This is a genomic window from Pseudomonas guineae (assembly GCF_900113745.1).
In the GTDB taxonomy this organism is placed as follows: Bacteria; Pseudomonadota; Gammaproteobacteria; order Pseudomonadales; family Pseudomonadaceae; genus Aquipseudomonas; species Aquipseudomonas guineae.
On record NZ_FOQL01000004.1, the window covers coordinates 86,105 to 101,576 of the forward strand.

At 60.0% G+C, this 15,472-nt stretch carries 16 protein-coding genes; 6 read left to right on the top strand and 10 right to left on the bottom strand.

Annotated elements, in window-relative coordinates:
- The first annotated feature begins 13 nt into the window (after positions 1-13).
- Entirely contained in the window at positions 14-1,687 is a 1,674-nt protein-coding gene (locus tag BMZ32_RS14620; protein WP_244153997.1) for a phosphoethanolamine transferase, read from the top strand.
- A gap of 33 nt (positions 1,688-1,720) precedes the next feature.
- Positions 1,721-2,500, top strand: coding sequence for a COG4705 family protein (locus BMZ32_RS14625; protein ID WP_090243250.1), 780 nt, complete (start codon positions 1,721-1,723; stop codon positions 2,498-2,500).
- A gap of 42 nt (positions 2,501-2,542) precedes the next feature.
- Here BMZ32_RS14625 and BMZ32_RS14630 read toward each other — a convergent pair whose 3' ends face one another.
- Positions 2,543-3,667 carry a methyltransferase gene (locus tag BMZ32_RS14630; RefSeq protein WP_090243252.1) on the bottom strand — a complete coding sequence of 375 codons (1,125 nt, stop codon included), beginning with the start codon at positions 3,665-3,667 and terminating at the stop codon, positions 2,543-2,545.
- Positions 3,668-3,738: 71 nt separating this feature from the next.
- Here BMZ32_RS14630 and BMZ32_RS14635 point away from each other — a divergent pair, with 71 nt between their 5' ends.
- Complete coding sequence (locus BMZ32_RS14635) at positions 3,739-4,515, top strand: ferredoxin--NADP reductase (protein ID WP_090243255.1); 777 nt, start codon at positions 3,739-3,741, stop codon at positions 4,513-4,515.
- Here BMZ32_RS14635 and BMZ32_RS14640 read toward each other — a convergent pair.
- The 3 genes from BMZ32_RS14640 to BMZ32_RS14650 form a co-directional block, all read right to left on the bottom strand.
- Positions 4,506-5,543 (bottom strand): CNNM domain-containing protein, encoded by a 1,038-nt coding sequence (locus tag BMZ32_RS14640; protein ID WP_090243257.1) that lies wholly within the window; start codon positions 5,541-5,543, stop codon positions 4,506-4,508. The genes BMZ32_RS14635 and BMZ32_RS14640 overlap by 10 nt on opposite strands.
- A gap of 134 nt (positions 5,544-5,677) precedes the next feature.
- Positions 5,678-6,091 (bottom strand): large-conductance mechanosensitive channel protein MscL, encoded by a 414-nt coding sequence (gene mscL, locus BMZ32_RS14645; RefSeq protein ID WP_090243260.1) that lies wholly within the window; start codon positions 6,089-6,091, stop codon positions 5,678-5,680.
- A gap of 66 nt (positions 6,092-6,157) precedes the next feature.
- Positions 6,158-6,904, bottom strand: a complete 747-nt coding sequence (locus BMZ32_RS14650) for an EAL domain-containing protein (RefSeq protein ID WP_090243262.1) — start codon at positions 6,902-6,904, stop codon at positions 6,158-6,160.
- A gap of 134 nt (positions 6,905-7,038) precedes the next feature.
- Here BMZ32_RS14650 and BMZ32_RS14655 point away from each other — a divergent pair, with 134 nt between their 5' ends.
- Positions 7,039-7,281, top strand: coding sequence for an HP1242/YdcH family protein (locus tag BMZ32_RS14655; RefSeq protein WP_090243264.1), 243 nt, complete (start codon positions 7,039-7,041; stop codon positions 7,279-7,281).
- A gap of 180 nt (positions 7,282-7,461) precedes the next feature.
- Positions 7,462-8,826, top strand: a complete 1,365-nt coding sequence (gene radA / locus BMZ32_RS14660; protein WP_090243883.1) for a DNA repair protein RadA — start codon at positions 7,462-7,464, stop codon at positions 8,824-8,826.
- A gap of 46 nt (positions 8,827-8,872) precedes the next feature.
- Here radA and BMZ32_RS14665 read toward each other — a convergent pair whose 3' ends face one another.
- The 3 genes from BMZ32_RS14665 to BMZ32_RS14675 all read right to left on the bottom strand — a co-directional run bounded on the left by BMZ32_RS14665 (position 8,873) and on the right by BMZ32_RS14675 (position 10,861).
- On the bottom strand, positions 8,873-9,244 hold the full coding sequence (locus BMZ32_RS14665; protein WP_090243266.1) for a PilZ domain-containing protein: 372 nt from the start codon (positions 9,242-9,244) through the stop codon (positions 8,873-8,875).
- A gap of 170 nt (positions 9,245-9,414) precedes the next feature.
- Positions 9,415-9,942 (bottom strand): inorganic diphosphatase, encoded by a 528-nt coding sequence (gene ppa / locus BMZ32_RS14670; protein ID WP_090243268.1) that lies wholly within the window; start codon positions 9,940-9,942, stop codon positions 9,415-9,417.
- A gap of 79 nt (positions 9,943-10,021) precedes the next feature.
- Positions 10,022-10,861, bottom strand: a complete 840-nt coding sequence (locus BMZ32_RS14675) for a M90 family metallopeptidase (RefSeq protein WP_090243270.1) — start codon at positions 10,859-10,861, stop codon at positions 10,022-10,024.
- 111 nt (positions 10,862-10,972) lie between these two features.
- Between BMZ32_RS14675 and BMZ32_RS14680 the strand changes: the two genes are divergently transcribed.
- Entirely contained in the window at positions 10,973-12,565 is a 1,593-nt protein-coding gene (locus BMZ32_RS14680; protein ID WP_090243272.1) for a protein kinase family protein, read from the top strand.
- A gap of 49 nt (positions 12,566-12,614) precedes the next feature.
- On the opposite strand, the gene BMZ32_RS14685 is transcribed toward BMZ32_RS14680, so the two are convergent.
- The 3 genes from BMZ32_RS14685 to BMZ32_RS14695 all read right to left on the bottom strand — a co-directional run bounded on the left by BMZ32_RS14685 (position 12,615) and on the right by BMZ32_RS14695 (position 15,438).
- Positions 12,615-13,082: a GNAT family N-acetyltransferase gene (locus BMZ32_RS14685; RefSeq protein WP_090243274.1), complete on the bottom strand. Its 468-nt coding sequence runs from the start codon at positions 13,080-13,082 to the stop codon at positions 12,615-12,617.
- A gap of 134 nt (positions 13,083-13,216) precedes the next feature.
- Positions 13,217-14,029 carry an ethanolamine ammonia-lyase subunit EutC gene (gene eutC, locus BMZ32_RS14690; RefSeq protein WP_090243276.1) on the bottom strand — a complete coding sequence of 271 codons (813 nt, stop codon included), beginning with the start codon at positions 14,027-14,029 and terminating at the stop codon, positions 13,217-13,219.
- Positions 14,030-14,040: 11 nt separating this feature from the next.
- A complete protein-coding gene (locus BMZ32_RS14695; RefSeq protein WP_090243278.1) occupies positions 14,041-15,438 on the bottom strand; it encodes an ethanolamine ammonia-lyase subunit EutB in 1,398 nt (465 codons plus the stop codon).
- Positions 15,439-15,472 lie beyond the last annotated feature (34 nt).

Genomic DNA, 15,472 nt, shown 5'->3' on the forward strand with positions numbered 1-15,472 from the left:
CTTCAGGTGTCTTGTGCGCGAATCTATTCTTAAACGTGTGGCCGTCAGCCGTAACGTACTGACCATGCTGGTTGCCTTGTGGCTGATGCTGACCATGAACCTGCCGTTCTGGCGCAGCGTCTGGCAGGGCGTGGGCGGCATGAGCAATGACAGCCCACTGTTCCTACTCAGCCTGCCGCTGTTTGTCTGGATCTGGCTGTATGTACTGCTCAGCCTGCTGGCCTGGGGGCGGCTGACCAAGCCGGTGCTGGGCGGGCTGGTGCTGGTGTCGGCCGGTGCCAGTTACTTTATGAACTGTTACGGCATCGTCATCGACTACAACATGCTCACCAACATGCTGCAGACCGATGTGGCCGAAGCCACTGAACTGCTCAACGGTCGCCTGCTGCTTTGGCTTTTGTTGCTGGGCGTGCTGCCTGCGCTGTTGATCAGTCGTATGCCGACTCGGCCCCTCACATGGCGGCGAGAGCTGGCCGGCAAGCTGGGTAGCATGGCCGTGCTGTTGGGGGTATTTGCCGTGTTGGTGATGAGCCAGTACCAGCCGTATGCCTCACTGATTCGTAACCACCGCGAGGTGCGCCTGATGTTGGTGCCGTCGAATGTGGTCGGGGCCGTGCACGGCTATCTGAAGCGCGAGTTGGCCGCGCCGGCCGTACTGGAAGTAGTCGGTGCCGATGCCCATCGCATCAGCGCAGTCAGCACCCAGCACCGGCCGCGCGTCACCCTCTTGGTGGTGGGCGAAACGGCCCGTGCGGCGAACTTCTCGCTTAACGGTTATGCGCGCCCGACCAACCCAGAGCTGGCTAAGCGCGATGTGATCAACTACCCGCAAGCTTCTTCCTGCGGTACCGCCACGGCAGTGTCCGTGCCTTGCATGTTCCAGGACCTCGGCCGGGCGGATTACAAAGATTCGATGGCCGGCAATCGCGAAGGCATGCTTGATGTGTTGCAGCGTGCCGGCGTGGATGTGCTGTGGCGTGATAACAACTCCGGCTGTAAAGGCGCTTGTGATCGGGTGCCCAACGAGGATGTTTCACACCTCAACCTTGCGCAGTTCTGCGCTGATGGCGAATGCCACGACGAGGCATTGCTGCACAACTTGCAGGCGTACCTGGACGGCCTGACCCGTGACACCGTGGTGGTGCTGCATATGAAGGGCAGCCACGGCCCAGCGTATTACAAGCGCTACCCTGCCGCGTTTGAGCGCTTCACCCCAGTGTGCAAAGAGGTGCAGCTTGATCGCTGCGATACCGCCAGCATCGTCAATGCCTACGACAACAGCCTGCTCTACACCGACCATGTGCTGGCCGCCACCATCGACCTGCTGCGCAGCAATGCGGCGCGTTTGGACACCGCCATGCTCTATATGTCGGACCACGGCGAATCTCTTGGTGAGCACGGCATGTACCTGCATGGTGTGCCCTACGCCATGGCGCCGAGTGAGCAAACCCATGTGCCCATGGTGCTGTGGTTCTCCGACGGCATGCAGCGCAGCAGCGGCATCTCAGCCGATTGCCTGCGCCAGCAGGCGGGCCAGCCGGTGTCGCAAGACAATCTGTTCCACTCGGTGATCGGCCTGATGGGCGTGCGTACCTCGGTCTATCAACCGCAGCTGGATATCTTCCGTGGTTGCATGCCCGCCACTGTGGCCCAGCAGGTTGAGCGCAGTGAGCTGCGTGTTGATTAACCCATTACAGCCAGATACGTGAGAGGTGATGTGATGCATGCAGCTCAGGCTGAAGAGATTGCGCTGAATAAAGTGCCGGCGGTGACGCTGGTGTTCTGGTTAATCAAGATTCTGTCCACCACAGTGGGTGAGACCGGTGCCGACTTTCTCATTTTCAAGCTGCATGTCGGCCTGCCCGTGACCACGCTGATTATGGGCGCGCTATTGCTGCTGGTTATGGCATTACAGCTGCGTCGCGCCCGTTACGAGCCTTGGGCGTACTGGTTATGCGTGGTGCAGGTGAGCATCTTTGGCACGCTGCTGACTGACAGTCTGGTCGACACCTATGGGGTGGCGCTGACCACCACCACGGCGTTTTTTAGTGTGGCGTTGGCGCTGACATTTTGGCTCTGGTATGCCTGCGAGCGGAGCCTGTCGATCCGCACCATATATCGGGGTCGACGTGAATATTTCTACTGGCTGGCCATTCTGATGACCTTTGCCTTGGGCACGGCGGCAGGCGACTGGGTGGCTGAGGAAATGCGCTTGGGCTATGCCGTGTCCGCGTTGTTGTTCTTGGCGGCGATTGGGCTGGTAGGCGTGGCGCATTACCTGTTCAAACTCGCCTCTGTGCCGAGTTTCTGGATGGCTTACATCCTCACTCGGCCGTTTGGTGCGTCCTGCGGTGACTGGCTGTCGCACTCGGTGGCTAAAGGCGGATTAGGCCTTGGCGTGGTCGGCACCAGCGACGTGTTTACGGTGATTATTGTCGGCCTGGTGGCGTTGCTAACTTGGCAACAGCATCGCGTGCCGCTGGCTATAACTCCACGCTAATGGCTGCTCGTGCGCCGGAGTGTGCAGGCCATGGCGTGCGGTTTACTTCGTCGCTTTGAGCACCACAAATTTCGGCGTGGCCGCGATCTGTTCGACGCCGCGGAACAGGCGTTTCAGTTTGGCGTGGTAGCCCAGGTGCCTGTTGCCGACTATCCACAGTTCGCCGCCGGTCACTAGGGCGGCACGGGCCTGCTGGAACATACGCCAGGCGAGGAAGTCACCGACCACTTGCTGTTGGTGGAAGGGCGGGTTGCACAACACCAGGTCTAGCGAATCCGCAGCCTGTTCAGCCAGGCCATCGCCTGCACGGATCGCTACCGGGCGTTCGCCGAGGGCCGCCTGCCAGTTTTCTGCGGCAGACTGCACGGCCATATAGGACTCATCCACCAGCGTCAGTTCAGCTTGCGGGCTGCCCAAGGCGTAGGCGATAGCGAGGACGCCATTGCCGCAACCGAGATCGGCCACGCGCAGGCGGCTGAGGTGCTTGGGCAAGTGCGGGAGAAACGCGCGGGTGCCGATATCCAGGTCTTCGCGGCAGAACAGATTGGCATGGTTGCGCAGCTCAATCGCCGGATTATCCAAGCGGTAGGCCGTGGGGTAGGGCGATACCGGCGCGGGCCTGGCTGCTGGCGTGGCGAACAGTAGACGGGCTTTTTTCACTGCCAGTGAGGCCTGCACCGGGCCGATGTAACGCTCCAGCAGATCACCCGCCGCACGTGGTAGGTGTTTGACCATGGCCGCGGCAATCACCTGCGCGCCAGGGGCGAGCTGGCCGTGCAGGCGAATCAGTTGCTCCTCCAGCAGCGCCAAGGTTTTCGGCACGCGGATCAACACCCGATCAAACGGCCCTTGCGCACACTCACTGCTCGGAACAAAGCGCACGGCATCCGCATGTAACTGGTTGCGCTGCAGGTTGACCTGTAAACCGAGGTGGCCGAGGTGCGAGTCGCCGCTGCTGGTGACGTCTGCTCGGCCGGCCAGACTGGCCGCCAGCGCGCCGAAACTGTCATTCAGTACCAATACGCGCGCCGCGTCAGGTAGCCCGTGTTCATGCACATGGTTAAGCAGGTATTCGTCGGCGGCGTCAAACGCCTGCAGCGGCTCATGCGGTTGGTCGGGTTGGCGAATCAGGTCGAGCTGGGCGAAAGGCGTAACAAATATAGGCATATAGGCTGCTGGTGTTTGTTCGAGTCGGTTTGCGGGACACTGGGCTGACGTGTCACCGGAGTGGAGCCAGTATGACTGTCAGCGAAGACAAGTTCACCCAGCAAACCCTGAGCGCTATTCAGGTCTGGTCACCCAGCCTGTTCAGCCTGCGCTGTAGCCGCGATGCCGGGTTTCGTTTTAATGCCGGACAGTTTGCCCGCCTGGGCGTGCAGAAGCCCGACGGCACGCGGGTTTGGCGTGCCTATTCGATGGCGTCGGCGCCTCACGATGAGTTTCTCGAATTTTTCTCCATCGTGGTGCCGGGCGGTGAGTTCACCTCTGAGCTGAGCCGGCTGCAGGTCGGCGACAGCGTGCTGGTGGAAAAACAGGCCTTAGGGTTTCTCACCCTTGATCGTTTTGCCGATGGCCGTGATCTCTGGTTATTAGCCAGCGGCACCGGTTTGGCGCCGTTTCTGTCGATTTTGCAGGGGCTGGAGGTGTGGCAGCGCTTTCAACGGGTGGTGCTGGTGTACAGCGCGCGCACGGCCGGCGAGCTGGCTTATCAGCCGCTGATTCAGGGGCTGATGCAGCAGGCGCACCTGCAGGAATACGCCGAGCGCTTTGTCTATCTACCCTTGGTGACGCGCGAGCAGGTGCCCGGTTGTCTGGGCGGACGGATCACCACCTTGCTGGCGAATGGCGAGTTAGAGCGTGCGGCGGGGCTGAGCCTAGATCCCGCCTATTCGCGGCTGATGATCTGCGGCAACCCGCAGATGATCGAAGATACCCGCGCGCTGCTGAAACAGCGTGATCTACAGCTCAGCCTGACGCGGCGGCCCGGTCAGGTGGCGGTTGAGAATTACTGGTAAGTATTTCGGCTAGCGATGGCTTTGATCCGGTGCTCCCAGCGGCGCTTAGCAAACCGGCGCATATTCGGGATGTCATCGGTTTCATCAAGGATGGCTTTACCAATGATGGTCTCCATGATGTCTTCTAGGGTTACCAGGCCGCGCCAGCTACCGAATTCGTCATAAACCAAGCACATATGCTGCCGCTCCTGCATCAGCAAGGTCATCAGGTTTTCTACGTTCATGGTGTCTAAGACCACCTTGAGCGGCTTGAGAATATTGGTCACGGGCCCGTCGTCATTCTCAGCTGACAGCGCGTCATAACGGAACACCACGCCTAGCGGTGATTCGTCTTCGTCGATTACCGGGTAGCGAGAGAACTGGCTTTGCTTAACCCTCATCTTGAACGCGCTGATCGTTTCGCCTGGTGCCGCGGACTCGCAGACGATGCGCGGGGTCATGATGTCGCGCAGCTTAATGTCATGCAGGTCGAGGATATTGCCAATCACGCGTTGCTCGTCCTCGTCCAGTTGCCCCGACTCACGACCTAATAGCGCCAGCGCTTTAATTTCCTGACGGATGTCGTGCTCGGGCTCTTTGCCGCCCAGTAGGCGCATGATCGAGTCAGACAGAAAGATGAAGGGCTTAAGTAAGAGAATCATGGCGCCCAACAAACCGGGCAGGAACGGTGCCAGTGTCCGCCAGTAGCGCGCGCCGATGGTTTTCGGCAGGATTTCTGACAGCACCAGAATCAGTAAGGTCATGACGGCCGACGCGACGCCAAGGTAGCCATCACCAAAGACTACGGTCACTTGAGCGCCGACGCCGGTTGCGCCCACGGTGTGGGCCACAGTATTTAGCGTGAGGATCGCGGCAAGCGGCTGGTCGATTTGGTCTTTCAGCGCTTTCAGCCGCTCATAAAGCTTGGGCTTGGCAGCCCTCTGCTGGACGATATAGCTGGGTGTCAGCGAGAGCAATGCTGCTTCGAGAATGGAGCAGATAAATGAAACGAGGATGGAGAGAACAGCAAACGCCAGTAAGAGTGTCATTAGGGTGGGAGAGTGGCTAACGGGCGATTAATGTACCTGAACACGCGCCACATTCGCGTTTGCTGGGGGAGCAAGCTGCAACAAATCATGTCTTTGCCTGGAGCGGTCAGGCCCCAGGCATTAACTGGATTGCCTTACTCTTTGCTGTGTTGCGCTTTGAGTAAATCGCGGATTTCGCTGAGCAGTACCTGCTCTTTGCTTGGCGCGAGGGGCGCTGCCGGAGCGGCTTCTTCTTCACGCTTGAGCTTATTGATCACCTTGATGCCCATGAAGATGGCGAAGGCGACGATCATGAAGTCGATGATGGTCTGGATAAACTTGCCGTAGCCCAGCGTCACGGCGGCCACATCGCCTTCGGCGGCTTTCAACACAACGGCCAGGTCAGAGAAATCCACGCCGCCAATCAGCATACCCAAAGGCGGCATCACCATGTCACCGACAAAGGAGGAGACGATCTTGCCGAACGCGGCGCCGATGATGATGCCGACAGCCATGTCGACCACGTTGCCTTTGACGGCGAAGGTTTTGAATTCACTGAGTATGCTCATGCTGCTTCCCTAGATGGTGAGGTCGTACTCAGTGTAATTCAGCTTACGTCCTCTGCCATCCAGTACTCAGGTCGGCCAATTCACCTCAGGCAATGATTCGAAGCCTGGTTTGGCCAGCAGGTAGCCCTGGAACAGCTCCACGCCCATGTCGCGCAATGCGTGCAGCTCGCCGCGGCTTTCGATGCCTTCTGCAATCACGCGGATATTCAGCTTGCGGCACATCTGCAGGGTAGCTTCGACCAGCGTCTGCCGAACGCTGTCCTGGTCGATATTGCGGATCAGGTGCATGTCGAGCTTGATCAGGTCGGGCTGGAAGTCGGCTAACAAGTTCAAACCGGCATAGCCTGCGCCGAAATCATCGATAGCCGTCATAAAGCCTTGCTTACGGTAAGCGCGCAGGATGCTGGTGAGGTGGTCGATATCCAGCACTTGCTCTTGTTCGGTGACCTCGAAAATGATCCGTTCCAGGGGGAAGTTGAAGCGTTCGGCTGCTTCCAGCGTGGCGCGGATACAGGTCTCGGGCTTGTACACCGCGTTGGGCATAAAGTTGATCGAGACCATGGCTGGCACTTGCAGCTTGGCGGCCCATTCCAGGGCGGTAATGCGGCAAGCCTGATCGAAGGGGTAAAGATTGTCTTTATTAAGCTTATTCAGGAGACTGCCGGCGGATTCGCCAGCAGTGCCGCGCACTAACGCTTCATGGGCGAATACAGTGCCCGCACTCAAGTTAACGATGGGCTGAAAAGCCATGCTGATTGGAAAACCAAGTCCCTGGCCGTCACGGCAAGCCGCGCATCCGGATGTTTTACCCATTACCTGTTCTCTGATTTTTGCAGATGATGCTCACGATAGCAGAAGTTGCTTTGCAAGCCTCAATTCAGCGTGTCGCGGCAGAGCCAGTAGGGCTGAACTAGGCTCTATTCAAACCCACTCCTGAGGATGCCGTTATGCCACTGGAACATCACCCGTTGCGCCGCGAGTTTCCCGAGTTCAAGGCGCAGTTACTGGCTTTGATGTCCAGTGATGGGCATTTCGTGCACTTGGCCGAAGAATATGAACAGCTCGACAAGCGCATCTATGAAGTTGAAAGCGGGCGTGTGGCCATGGATGAGGTGTTACTGCTCGGCTTGAAAATGCAGCGTGTCAGCCTCAAGGACGAACTCGCTGTCTACCTGCAAAAAGCGCCATAGCGTTGCGTGTTTGATACGGACAAGGATGCCGGCCATCAAGGATGGGCTTTCCCAGCGATTTAGCTGCGCTGCCAAGCAGTGCTGTGAATGCACTGGTGGCTGCAAGCCTTAGCGTTCTGGTGCTGTAAATATATCCAGCTATTTCGTATGATCCTGGCTCAGATTTTAGAGGAGTCCGGCATGGCCAAGGCCAAGCGTATGTATGGCTGCACCGAGTGTGGTGCGACCTTTCCCAAGTGGGCCGGCCAGTGTGGCGAGTGTGAGGCTTGGAATACCTTGGTCGAGACTGTGCTCGAGGCCAATGCGGCAGTCCCTAGCGGGCGCTCCGGCTGGGCTGGTGAGCAGGCGCAGATCAAAACCCTGGCCGAGGTCAGCGTCGCGGAAGTCCCGCGTTTCTCCACCGCCTCTGGCGAGTTGGACCGTGTTCTCGGTGGTGGCCTGGTGGATGGCTCAGTGGTGCTGATTGGCGGTGACCCCGGCATCGGTAAATCGACCATCCTCTTGCAGACCCTGTGCAATATCGCCACGCGCTTTCCTGCGCTGTATGTCACCGGCGAAGAGTCCCAGCAGCAAGTAGCCATGCGCGCCCGGCGTCTGGGGTTGCCGGAAGACAAGCTCAAGGTGATGACCGAAACCTGCATCGAAACCATCATAGCCACCGCGCGCTTAGAAAAACCCAAGGTGATGGTGATCGACTCGATCCAAACCATCTTTACCGAACAACTGTCCTCGGCTCCTGGTGGCGTGTCCCAGGTGCGCGAGAGTGCAGCGCTGTTGGTGCGCTTCGCCAAACAGAGTGGCACGGCGATCTTCCTGGTCGGCCACGTGACCAAGGAAGGTGCCCTGGCCGGGCCGCGCGTGCTTGAACACATGGTCGACACCGTGCTGTATTTCGAGGGTGAATCGGACGGTCGCCTGCGCTTGCTGCGTGCGGTGAAAAATCGCTTTGGCGCGATCAACGAACTCGGCGTGTTCGGCATGACTGACAAGGGCTTGAAGGAAGTCACCAACCCTTCGGCCATCTTCCTCACCCGCGCCCAGGAAGAAGTGCCCGGCAGTGTGGTGATGGCCACCTGGGAAGGCACCCGGCCGATGCTGGTAGAGGTGCAAGCGCTGGTCGACACTAGCCATATGGGCAACCCGCGGCGTGTGACCTTGGGGTTGGATCAGAATCGCCTGGCCATGCTACTGGCTGTATTGCACCGCCATGGCGGGATTCCCACCTATGACCAGGACGTGTTCCTTAACGTGGTAGGTGGGGTCAAGGTGTTGGAAACTGCCTCTGACCTGGCGTTGATGGCGGCGGTGATTTCCAGTTTGCGCAACAAGCCGCTGCCGCATGATCTGCTGGTGTTTGGTGAGGTCGGCCTGTCTGGCGAAATACGCCCGGTGCCGAGCGGTCAGGAGCGGCTGAAAGAGGCGGCTAAGCACGGCTTCAAGCGCGCCATCGTACCCAAGGGCAATGCCCCGAAAGATCCGCCACCGGGTTTGCAGGTCATCGCTGTAACGCGCCTAGAGCAGGCGCTGGATGCGCTGTTCGAGTAATCGATCAGATGGGTATGAAAAAGGAGGCCGAGGCCTCCTTTTTTCGTTACTGATCTTCGCCGAGTGCGGCGAGTTCGCGTTCGAGCAGGCTTTCATCGCCGAGGTTGAGCTCCACCAGACGACGCAAGTGGCTGATTGAGTCGAGGTCGATATGCCGGCAGACAAAACCGAGAAGGTCCGCTTGGGTGCGGGTTAACACCGCTTCCATCTGTACGCGGGTGTCATCAGCCAGCTGGATATTAGCCTCAAACGGCTGGTTGGGGTCGCCGTTCCAGCCGTCGGGGCGCTTGATTAACAAGCCCTTTAGCGAAACGTCATGCAGTTCGACTGCCCAGCGCCGCTCGCCTTGCACAATCTCGGTGGGGGCGTCGAAAGCGATGCGGTGAAAGCGCCGGCGCTCATTGGCTGTATCGCTCATGCAAAGAAACTCCTGCGAGGTTTTACCCACTATAGCCAAGGCGGCAGCCAATGGCTTGGTTTTATCTAGGTTTACGCCGGCGCATAGCGGTGGCCAGAAAGGCTGCTTGCTATGGATTTCAAGCAATAAAAAAGCCGGCTTGTGGCCGGCTTTTAGGGGGTAGCCTCGACTTATTTTTGGTAAGCCGCGGCCGCCTTGATGATTTCGGCGCGGGCAGCGTCTGCATTGCCCCAGCCTTCAACTTTGACCCATTTGCCTTTTTCGAGATCCTTGTAGTTCTCGAAGAAGTGCTTGATCTGCTCGAGCAGCAGGGCAGGCAGGTCGGTGTATTCCTTGATGTCCACGTACAGCTGGCTCAGCTTGTCGTGGGGTACGGCGATCAGCTTGGCGTCGCCGCCGGCTTCGTCGGTCATGTGCAGTACACCAACCGGGCGGGCGCGGATGACCGAGCCTGGGGCTACTGGATACGGCGTCACAACCAGCACGTCGAGGGGGTCGCCGTCGTCAGCCAGGGTGTGCGGGATAAAACCGTAGTTGGCCGGGTAGAACATCGGGGTGGCCATGAAGCGATCAACCATCAGGCAATCGAGGTCGTGATCGATTTCGTATTTGATCGGCGCGTGGTTGGCCGGGATCTCGATGGCGACGTAGATGTCGTTCGGCAGGTCTTTACCGGCTGGGATCTTGCTGTAGCTCATGGGGCGACTCCCGAAGGGTGGGCCAAAAAAAGTGGCGCGATTATAGGCATATTCCCCAAGCGTTGCTACGCCAGCTTATCTAGCCATTGGTCGCGAGTGGGCTGTCTTTGGCTTTAGTCGGGTAGGTCGGATTGCGCGCCTGCAGTTGCTGCAGCCGCGCCAGTGGGTCTTGACGGTAAAACAGCGTCAGTTGCGCGTAAACGGCTGGAAAGGCTTCCGCTAGCAGGTCTGGCGCGCTGAAGAAGTATTCACTGGTGACCGCAAAGAACTCTGCTGGATTTTCTGCGGCGTAGGGGTCGATGGCCGTATCAGCCTTGGGGGTGGCATCCAGTTCGGCATTCAGCTGATCGAAGGCGCTCTGCATGGTCTTGGCCCAGTCCTCGACATGCATGCTGTTGTGCAGCGGCGGGAGGCCGTTGGCGTCGCCGTTGAGCATGTCCAGTTTATGCGCCAGTTCGTGGATCACCAGGTTGTAGCCGTCCCACTGGCCGCTTGCCTGCACCCCTGGCCAGGCAAGTATCACCGGGCCTTGCAGCCAGGCCTCGCCGCTGTGTTCGCCATCCCATTCATGCACCACGCCGCTGGCATCGCGGTGGCGCTGTGGGCTGACGAAGTCGTCCGGATACAGCACGATTTCATGGAAACCCTGGTACCAGTTGAGCTCAGCCAGGTGCAGCAGGGGGAGTTCGGCTTGAACCGCGAGTAGCAGGCAGGCGTGGGCGTCCAGTTCGAGGCCGGGCAGTGGGCTGAGGTGCTTGTGTTGCAAGAACAGCACCGCACGCTCGCGCAGGCGTTGCTGTTCGGCAGCATCCAGGCCATCAAGAATTGGCAGTTGTCGCACGACGGCGTCCCACTGAGCGCTGCTGACGGGATGACGGGCAAGGGTGTGCTGGCGACGCCAGGCACGAAGGGACCACATGGGCTCTGCTCAGGCTCTAGGAAGCCGCCACCATAAGCCCGGGGACGGCGCTGGGCAAGTCGGCACAAAGGCTGCAGTGGCCTACCTATTCGCGACCTGGGAGGGCTGCCAATGTCGATTGAGCGTCTCGATCATCCCGCCGTCAAACTGCTCTGCGGCCAGGGTGTTGACTTGCCTCGCCAGGCGGCACGAACTCGCACGACCTGGTTGTCGGGCCGTGCTGGGCGTCAACCGGTGCTGCTTGTTGCGCTGTTATGGGCGCGTGAGTGCACTGAAGTGGTGCGTACGTTGGAGGCGCACCTAGACGCTCTACTGGCTGACTTCGGTTGCACGCCTGCGAGTTGGAGCGAAGCTCAAGCAGCGCGGCAGGTGTTGGCGGCTTTCAATCAACAGTTATTTCGCCTGAGCCAGCTAGCGCCTAATCGAGCTCAGCTAGATGCCGGGTTGCTGCTGGTGCAGGGCGGCGAGGCGCAGTTTCTTCAGGCGGGGGCCATCGGTCTGCAGCGCTATCAGCATGGCAAATGCGAGCAGCTACTGGATCGCGAGGATACGCCGTTAGGCTTGCAGGCTGAACTGGCGCTGGTGCAGCACAGCTTCGTACTAAGGCCCGGTGAGTTGTTGTTGCTGGCTCCGCAGCCATTATTGGATGTGGCGGATCTGCAGGGCTTTCGCGCTCGCAGTGATACCTGGGCCCCGCTATCTGATCTGTTTGCGCCCTTGAGCAACGGCCCTGGCGCGGCGGCGTTGCTGTTGCCGGGGGCGGCAGACATCGCGCCGGTGTTGGCGTCGCGTGAGCCTTGGCCGGTCGTAAACAATGCACAAGCCGGGTTGCAGTTGGATGGTTGGACGCTGCTCTCGGCCTGTCAATTCGGGCCGCCAGGACGGGTGTTTCGTGCAATCGACTCGCGCGGCCGTGAGGCCATGCTGTGCTTGGCCGAGGGCGTTGCAGATGAGGTCTTCTGGCAGCGTGAGTGGGCGCTGCGGCGCAGTCCGCTGCTGAGCTTGCCGCAGGTGATGTCCTCATATCAGCCGCGGCAGCATGCTTTTTGGCTATTCGAACCTGCCCCGGCAGGGATGCGTAGCGTGCCCGACTGGCTGGCAGCCCGTGGCCCTGTGGACGCGGTAACGGTGTTGGTGTTGCTCGAACAGCTGATTGCTGCCGTGCGCGGTCTCCAGCGCCGGGGCATGCAGGGTTTGTGGCTGGATCCACGCGCTATTCTGGTGGATGACGGCGGGCGCGTGTTGTTGCTGCCCGAATATGCCGCGTTGTTACCCGGAGTGCCGCAGCAGCCATTGCCTGGGCAGGCCGTACCGCTGGCGCCAGAGGCGCGTGTCGGGCAGGCGCTTGATGGCCGCGCAGATCAATTCGCCCTGGCGGCACTGACCTACTGGCTGGTCTGTGGCCGCTGGCCCGAAGCGGCGCAGGCGGATGCTGATCACACCAGCCGTTACGTGCCGTTGGCGCAGCTCAATGTACGCGTGCCGGTTGGTTGGGATGGTGTGCTGGCGCGGGCATTGGCACCCAGGCCGCAGGCGCGCTTCGCCGCGCTGTCGGAGTTTCAGCATGCCCTGCAGCAGCCGTTGCAGCCTCAACCAGCGACATCTTCGCGCATACGGCGCTATCGGCAGCCCTGGCATCTGGCGGCGCTCGGTTTGCTGGTGCTGCAGTTGGGGGTTGGCTTGTGGCTGAGCCTGGGTGGCTAAGGCACGTTAAGCCTGCGATAAGTTGTGCATCGCAGGCTTAACGTGAGGTTTAAGGCGCGGTGAAGTCTTCGGTGATGGGCAAGACAAAACTCTTAAATTCGCTGTCTTCTTTGAAGCCGATGGACTCGTAGAGCTTGTGTGCGACTTCGTTGTCGACGCTGGAGGCAACGCGTAGGCGCACGGCATTGGTTTTGAAGGCCATTTGCTTGGCGGTCTGAATCAGGCGATCAGCGACCAGCTGGCGACGCGCGTCTTGGCAGACGTAAATGTCGTTGAGAATCCACACGCGCTTGAGCGACAGCGAGGAGAAGCTCGAATAGAGCTGGCAGAAGCCGAGAATCTTGTCCTCATCATCGGCCATGGCCAGGTAGATCACTGACTCTTTGCGGCTGATGCGGTTTTCCAGAAATTTCCGTGAGGAGTCAGGGTAAGGCAGCTGACCAAAGTGCTCGCGGTAATTGACGAACAGCGGTGTCAGTTGATCCAGATGCTCCAGGGTCGCTTGGACGATGCGCATGGTGAGCCTCTACTTCAGTCTGTGAATGGCTTCGGCAACACGGCAGCGCTGCCTGCGAACGCTACCGATGCTGCCTAAAGCATTTGGAAAGTGCAATCCAAACAAGCGTTTGGTTGTAATCCCAGACTTGTCCTTTATCCCAGTAGAAAATTCTCATTTTTACCGGTTCCCGCCAGGACTGGCACCTCGGCCTCATCCTTGAGGTTGACCCCAGACAGCTGGCGGCGGCAGGCCTCGCGCATCAGGTACAGCAGGCGATGACTGGCCATGGCGTAGCTCAGGCCCTCCGCGCGCACGTTGGAGATGCAGTTGCGGTAAGCGTCGGTCAGGCCGACCTTGGGGGCATAGGTGAAGTACAGGCCTAGGCTGTCTGGCGAACTCAAGCCGGGGCGTTCACCGATCAGAATCACCACCATGCGCGCACCGAGTCGCTCGGCCACTTCATCGGCCACCGCCACTCGGCCCTGGCTGATGAGGGCGACGGGTGACAGGCTCCACCCTTCGGCCAATGCCTGTTCTTCGATACGTTGCAGCATAGGCAGGGCGTTACGGTGCACGGCCAGGGCCGAGAGACCGTCGGCGACTACTATGGCCAGGTCGTAACCGTCTGGGTTAGCGGCGCGGTGCTGGCGCAGCAACTCGGCGGATTCATCGTTCAAGCGGCGGCCCAAGTCGGGGCGTTGCAGGTAAGTATCGCGATCCTGGGCGGCACTGTGCAGCAGCAGGCTTTCACGCTGCTGGCTGGCCAGACCGGCGGCCAAGGCGCCGTGGTCGAACGGCAGGTGCACGGCATCACGGGCCTGAGCATGGGCGAACTGGAAATCCAGCTGCGCGCGAGTCGGCATACTGGTGCCCGCCCGGCCAAGGGCGATGCGTGCCGGGGTCAGGTTGCGCAGTTGCTGCCAGGGATTTTCACTGGCACCGCTGAGTGGGCTGTCATCGTACATACGCGGTTCCTTTACTGACCAAGCTGCGCCAGCGCCTGGCGGAATGCCGGCGGCAGGTTGTTGCCCATGCGCGGTCGCCCGTCGGCCTGGGTAAATATGCCCATGTGCTGCAGCCAGGCCTCGAACTCAGGGGCTGGTTTCAGCCCCAGGCTCTGGCGGGCATATAGAGCGTCATGGAAGGACGTGGTTTGGTAGTTGAGCATCACGTCATCGGAGCCAGGAATGCCCATGATGAAGTTGATACCGGCTACGCCGAGCAAGGTCAGCAGCACATCCATGTCGTCCTGGTCGGCCTCAGCGTGGTTGGTGTAGCAGATGTCGCAGCCCATCGGCAGGCCCAGCAGCTTGCCGCAGAAGTGGTCTTCCAGGCCGGCGCGGATGATCTGCTTGCCGTTGTACAGGTACTCCGGGCCGATAAAGCCGACCACGGTATTCACCAAAAATGGTTTGAAGTGGCGGGCCACCGCATAGGCGCGGGTTTCGCAGGTTTGCTGGTCGAGGCCATGGTGCGCGCCGGCCGACAGCGCGCTGCCTTGGCCGGTTTCGAAATACATCAGGTTGTCGCCCAGGGTGCCGCGCTTCAGCGAGAGGCCGGCGTCATAGCCTTCCTGCAAAATCTTCAAGTTGATGCCGAAGCTGGCATTGGCCGCCTCGGTGCCGGCAATCGACTGGAACACCAAATCCAGCGGTACGCCACGGTTGATCGCCTCAATCGAGGTGGTGACGTGGGTCAGCACGCAGGCTTGGGTGGGGATTTCATAGCGCTGAATGATGCCATCGAGCATCTTCAACATCTCGCTGATCGAACTGAGGCTGTCGGTGGCCGGGTTGATGCCGATCATGGCGTCGCCGTTGCCGTAGAGCAGGCCGTCGAGAATGCTTGCGGCAATGCCTGAGGGCTCGTCGGTCGGATGGTTCGGCTGCAAGCGCGTAGACATGCGCCCGCGCAGGCCGACGGTGTTACGAAAACGGCTGACCACGCGGATTTTCTGTGCGACCAGGACCAGATCCTGCACGCGCATGATCTTCGACACGGCGGCGGCCATTTCTGGGGTCAGGCCGGGCGCCAGCTCTCGCAGGCTGGTTTCATCGGCGCTGTCGCCAAGCAGCCAGTCGCGAAAGCCTCCGACGGTCAGGTGGCTGACCGGGGCGAAGGCAGCGGCATCATGGCTGTCGATGATCAGCCGGGTGACTTCATCGTCTTCATAGGGGATCAGCGCTTCGTTGAGAAAATGCTTGAGCGGAATATCGGCCAGGGCCATCTGCGCCGCGACCCGTTCACCGGCATTGCTCGCGGCCACGCCGGCGAGAAAGTCGCCAGAGCGTGCCGGGCTGGCTTTGGCCATGACTTCTTTGAGGTCATCAAAGCGGTAAGTCATAGCGCCGGCAGTGTGGGAAAAGCTTGCCATTTAAGTCTCCGTTTCAAATAGGGAGGTGCGCGCG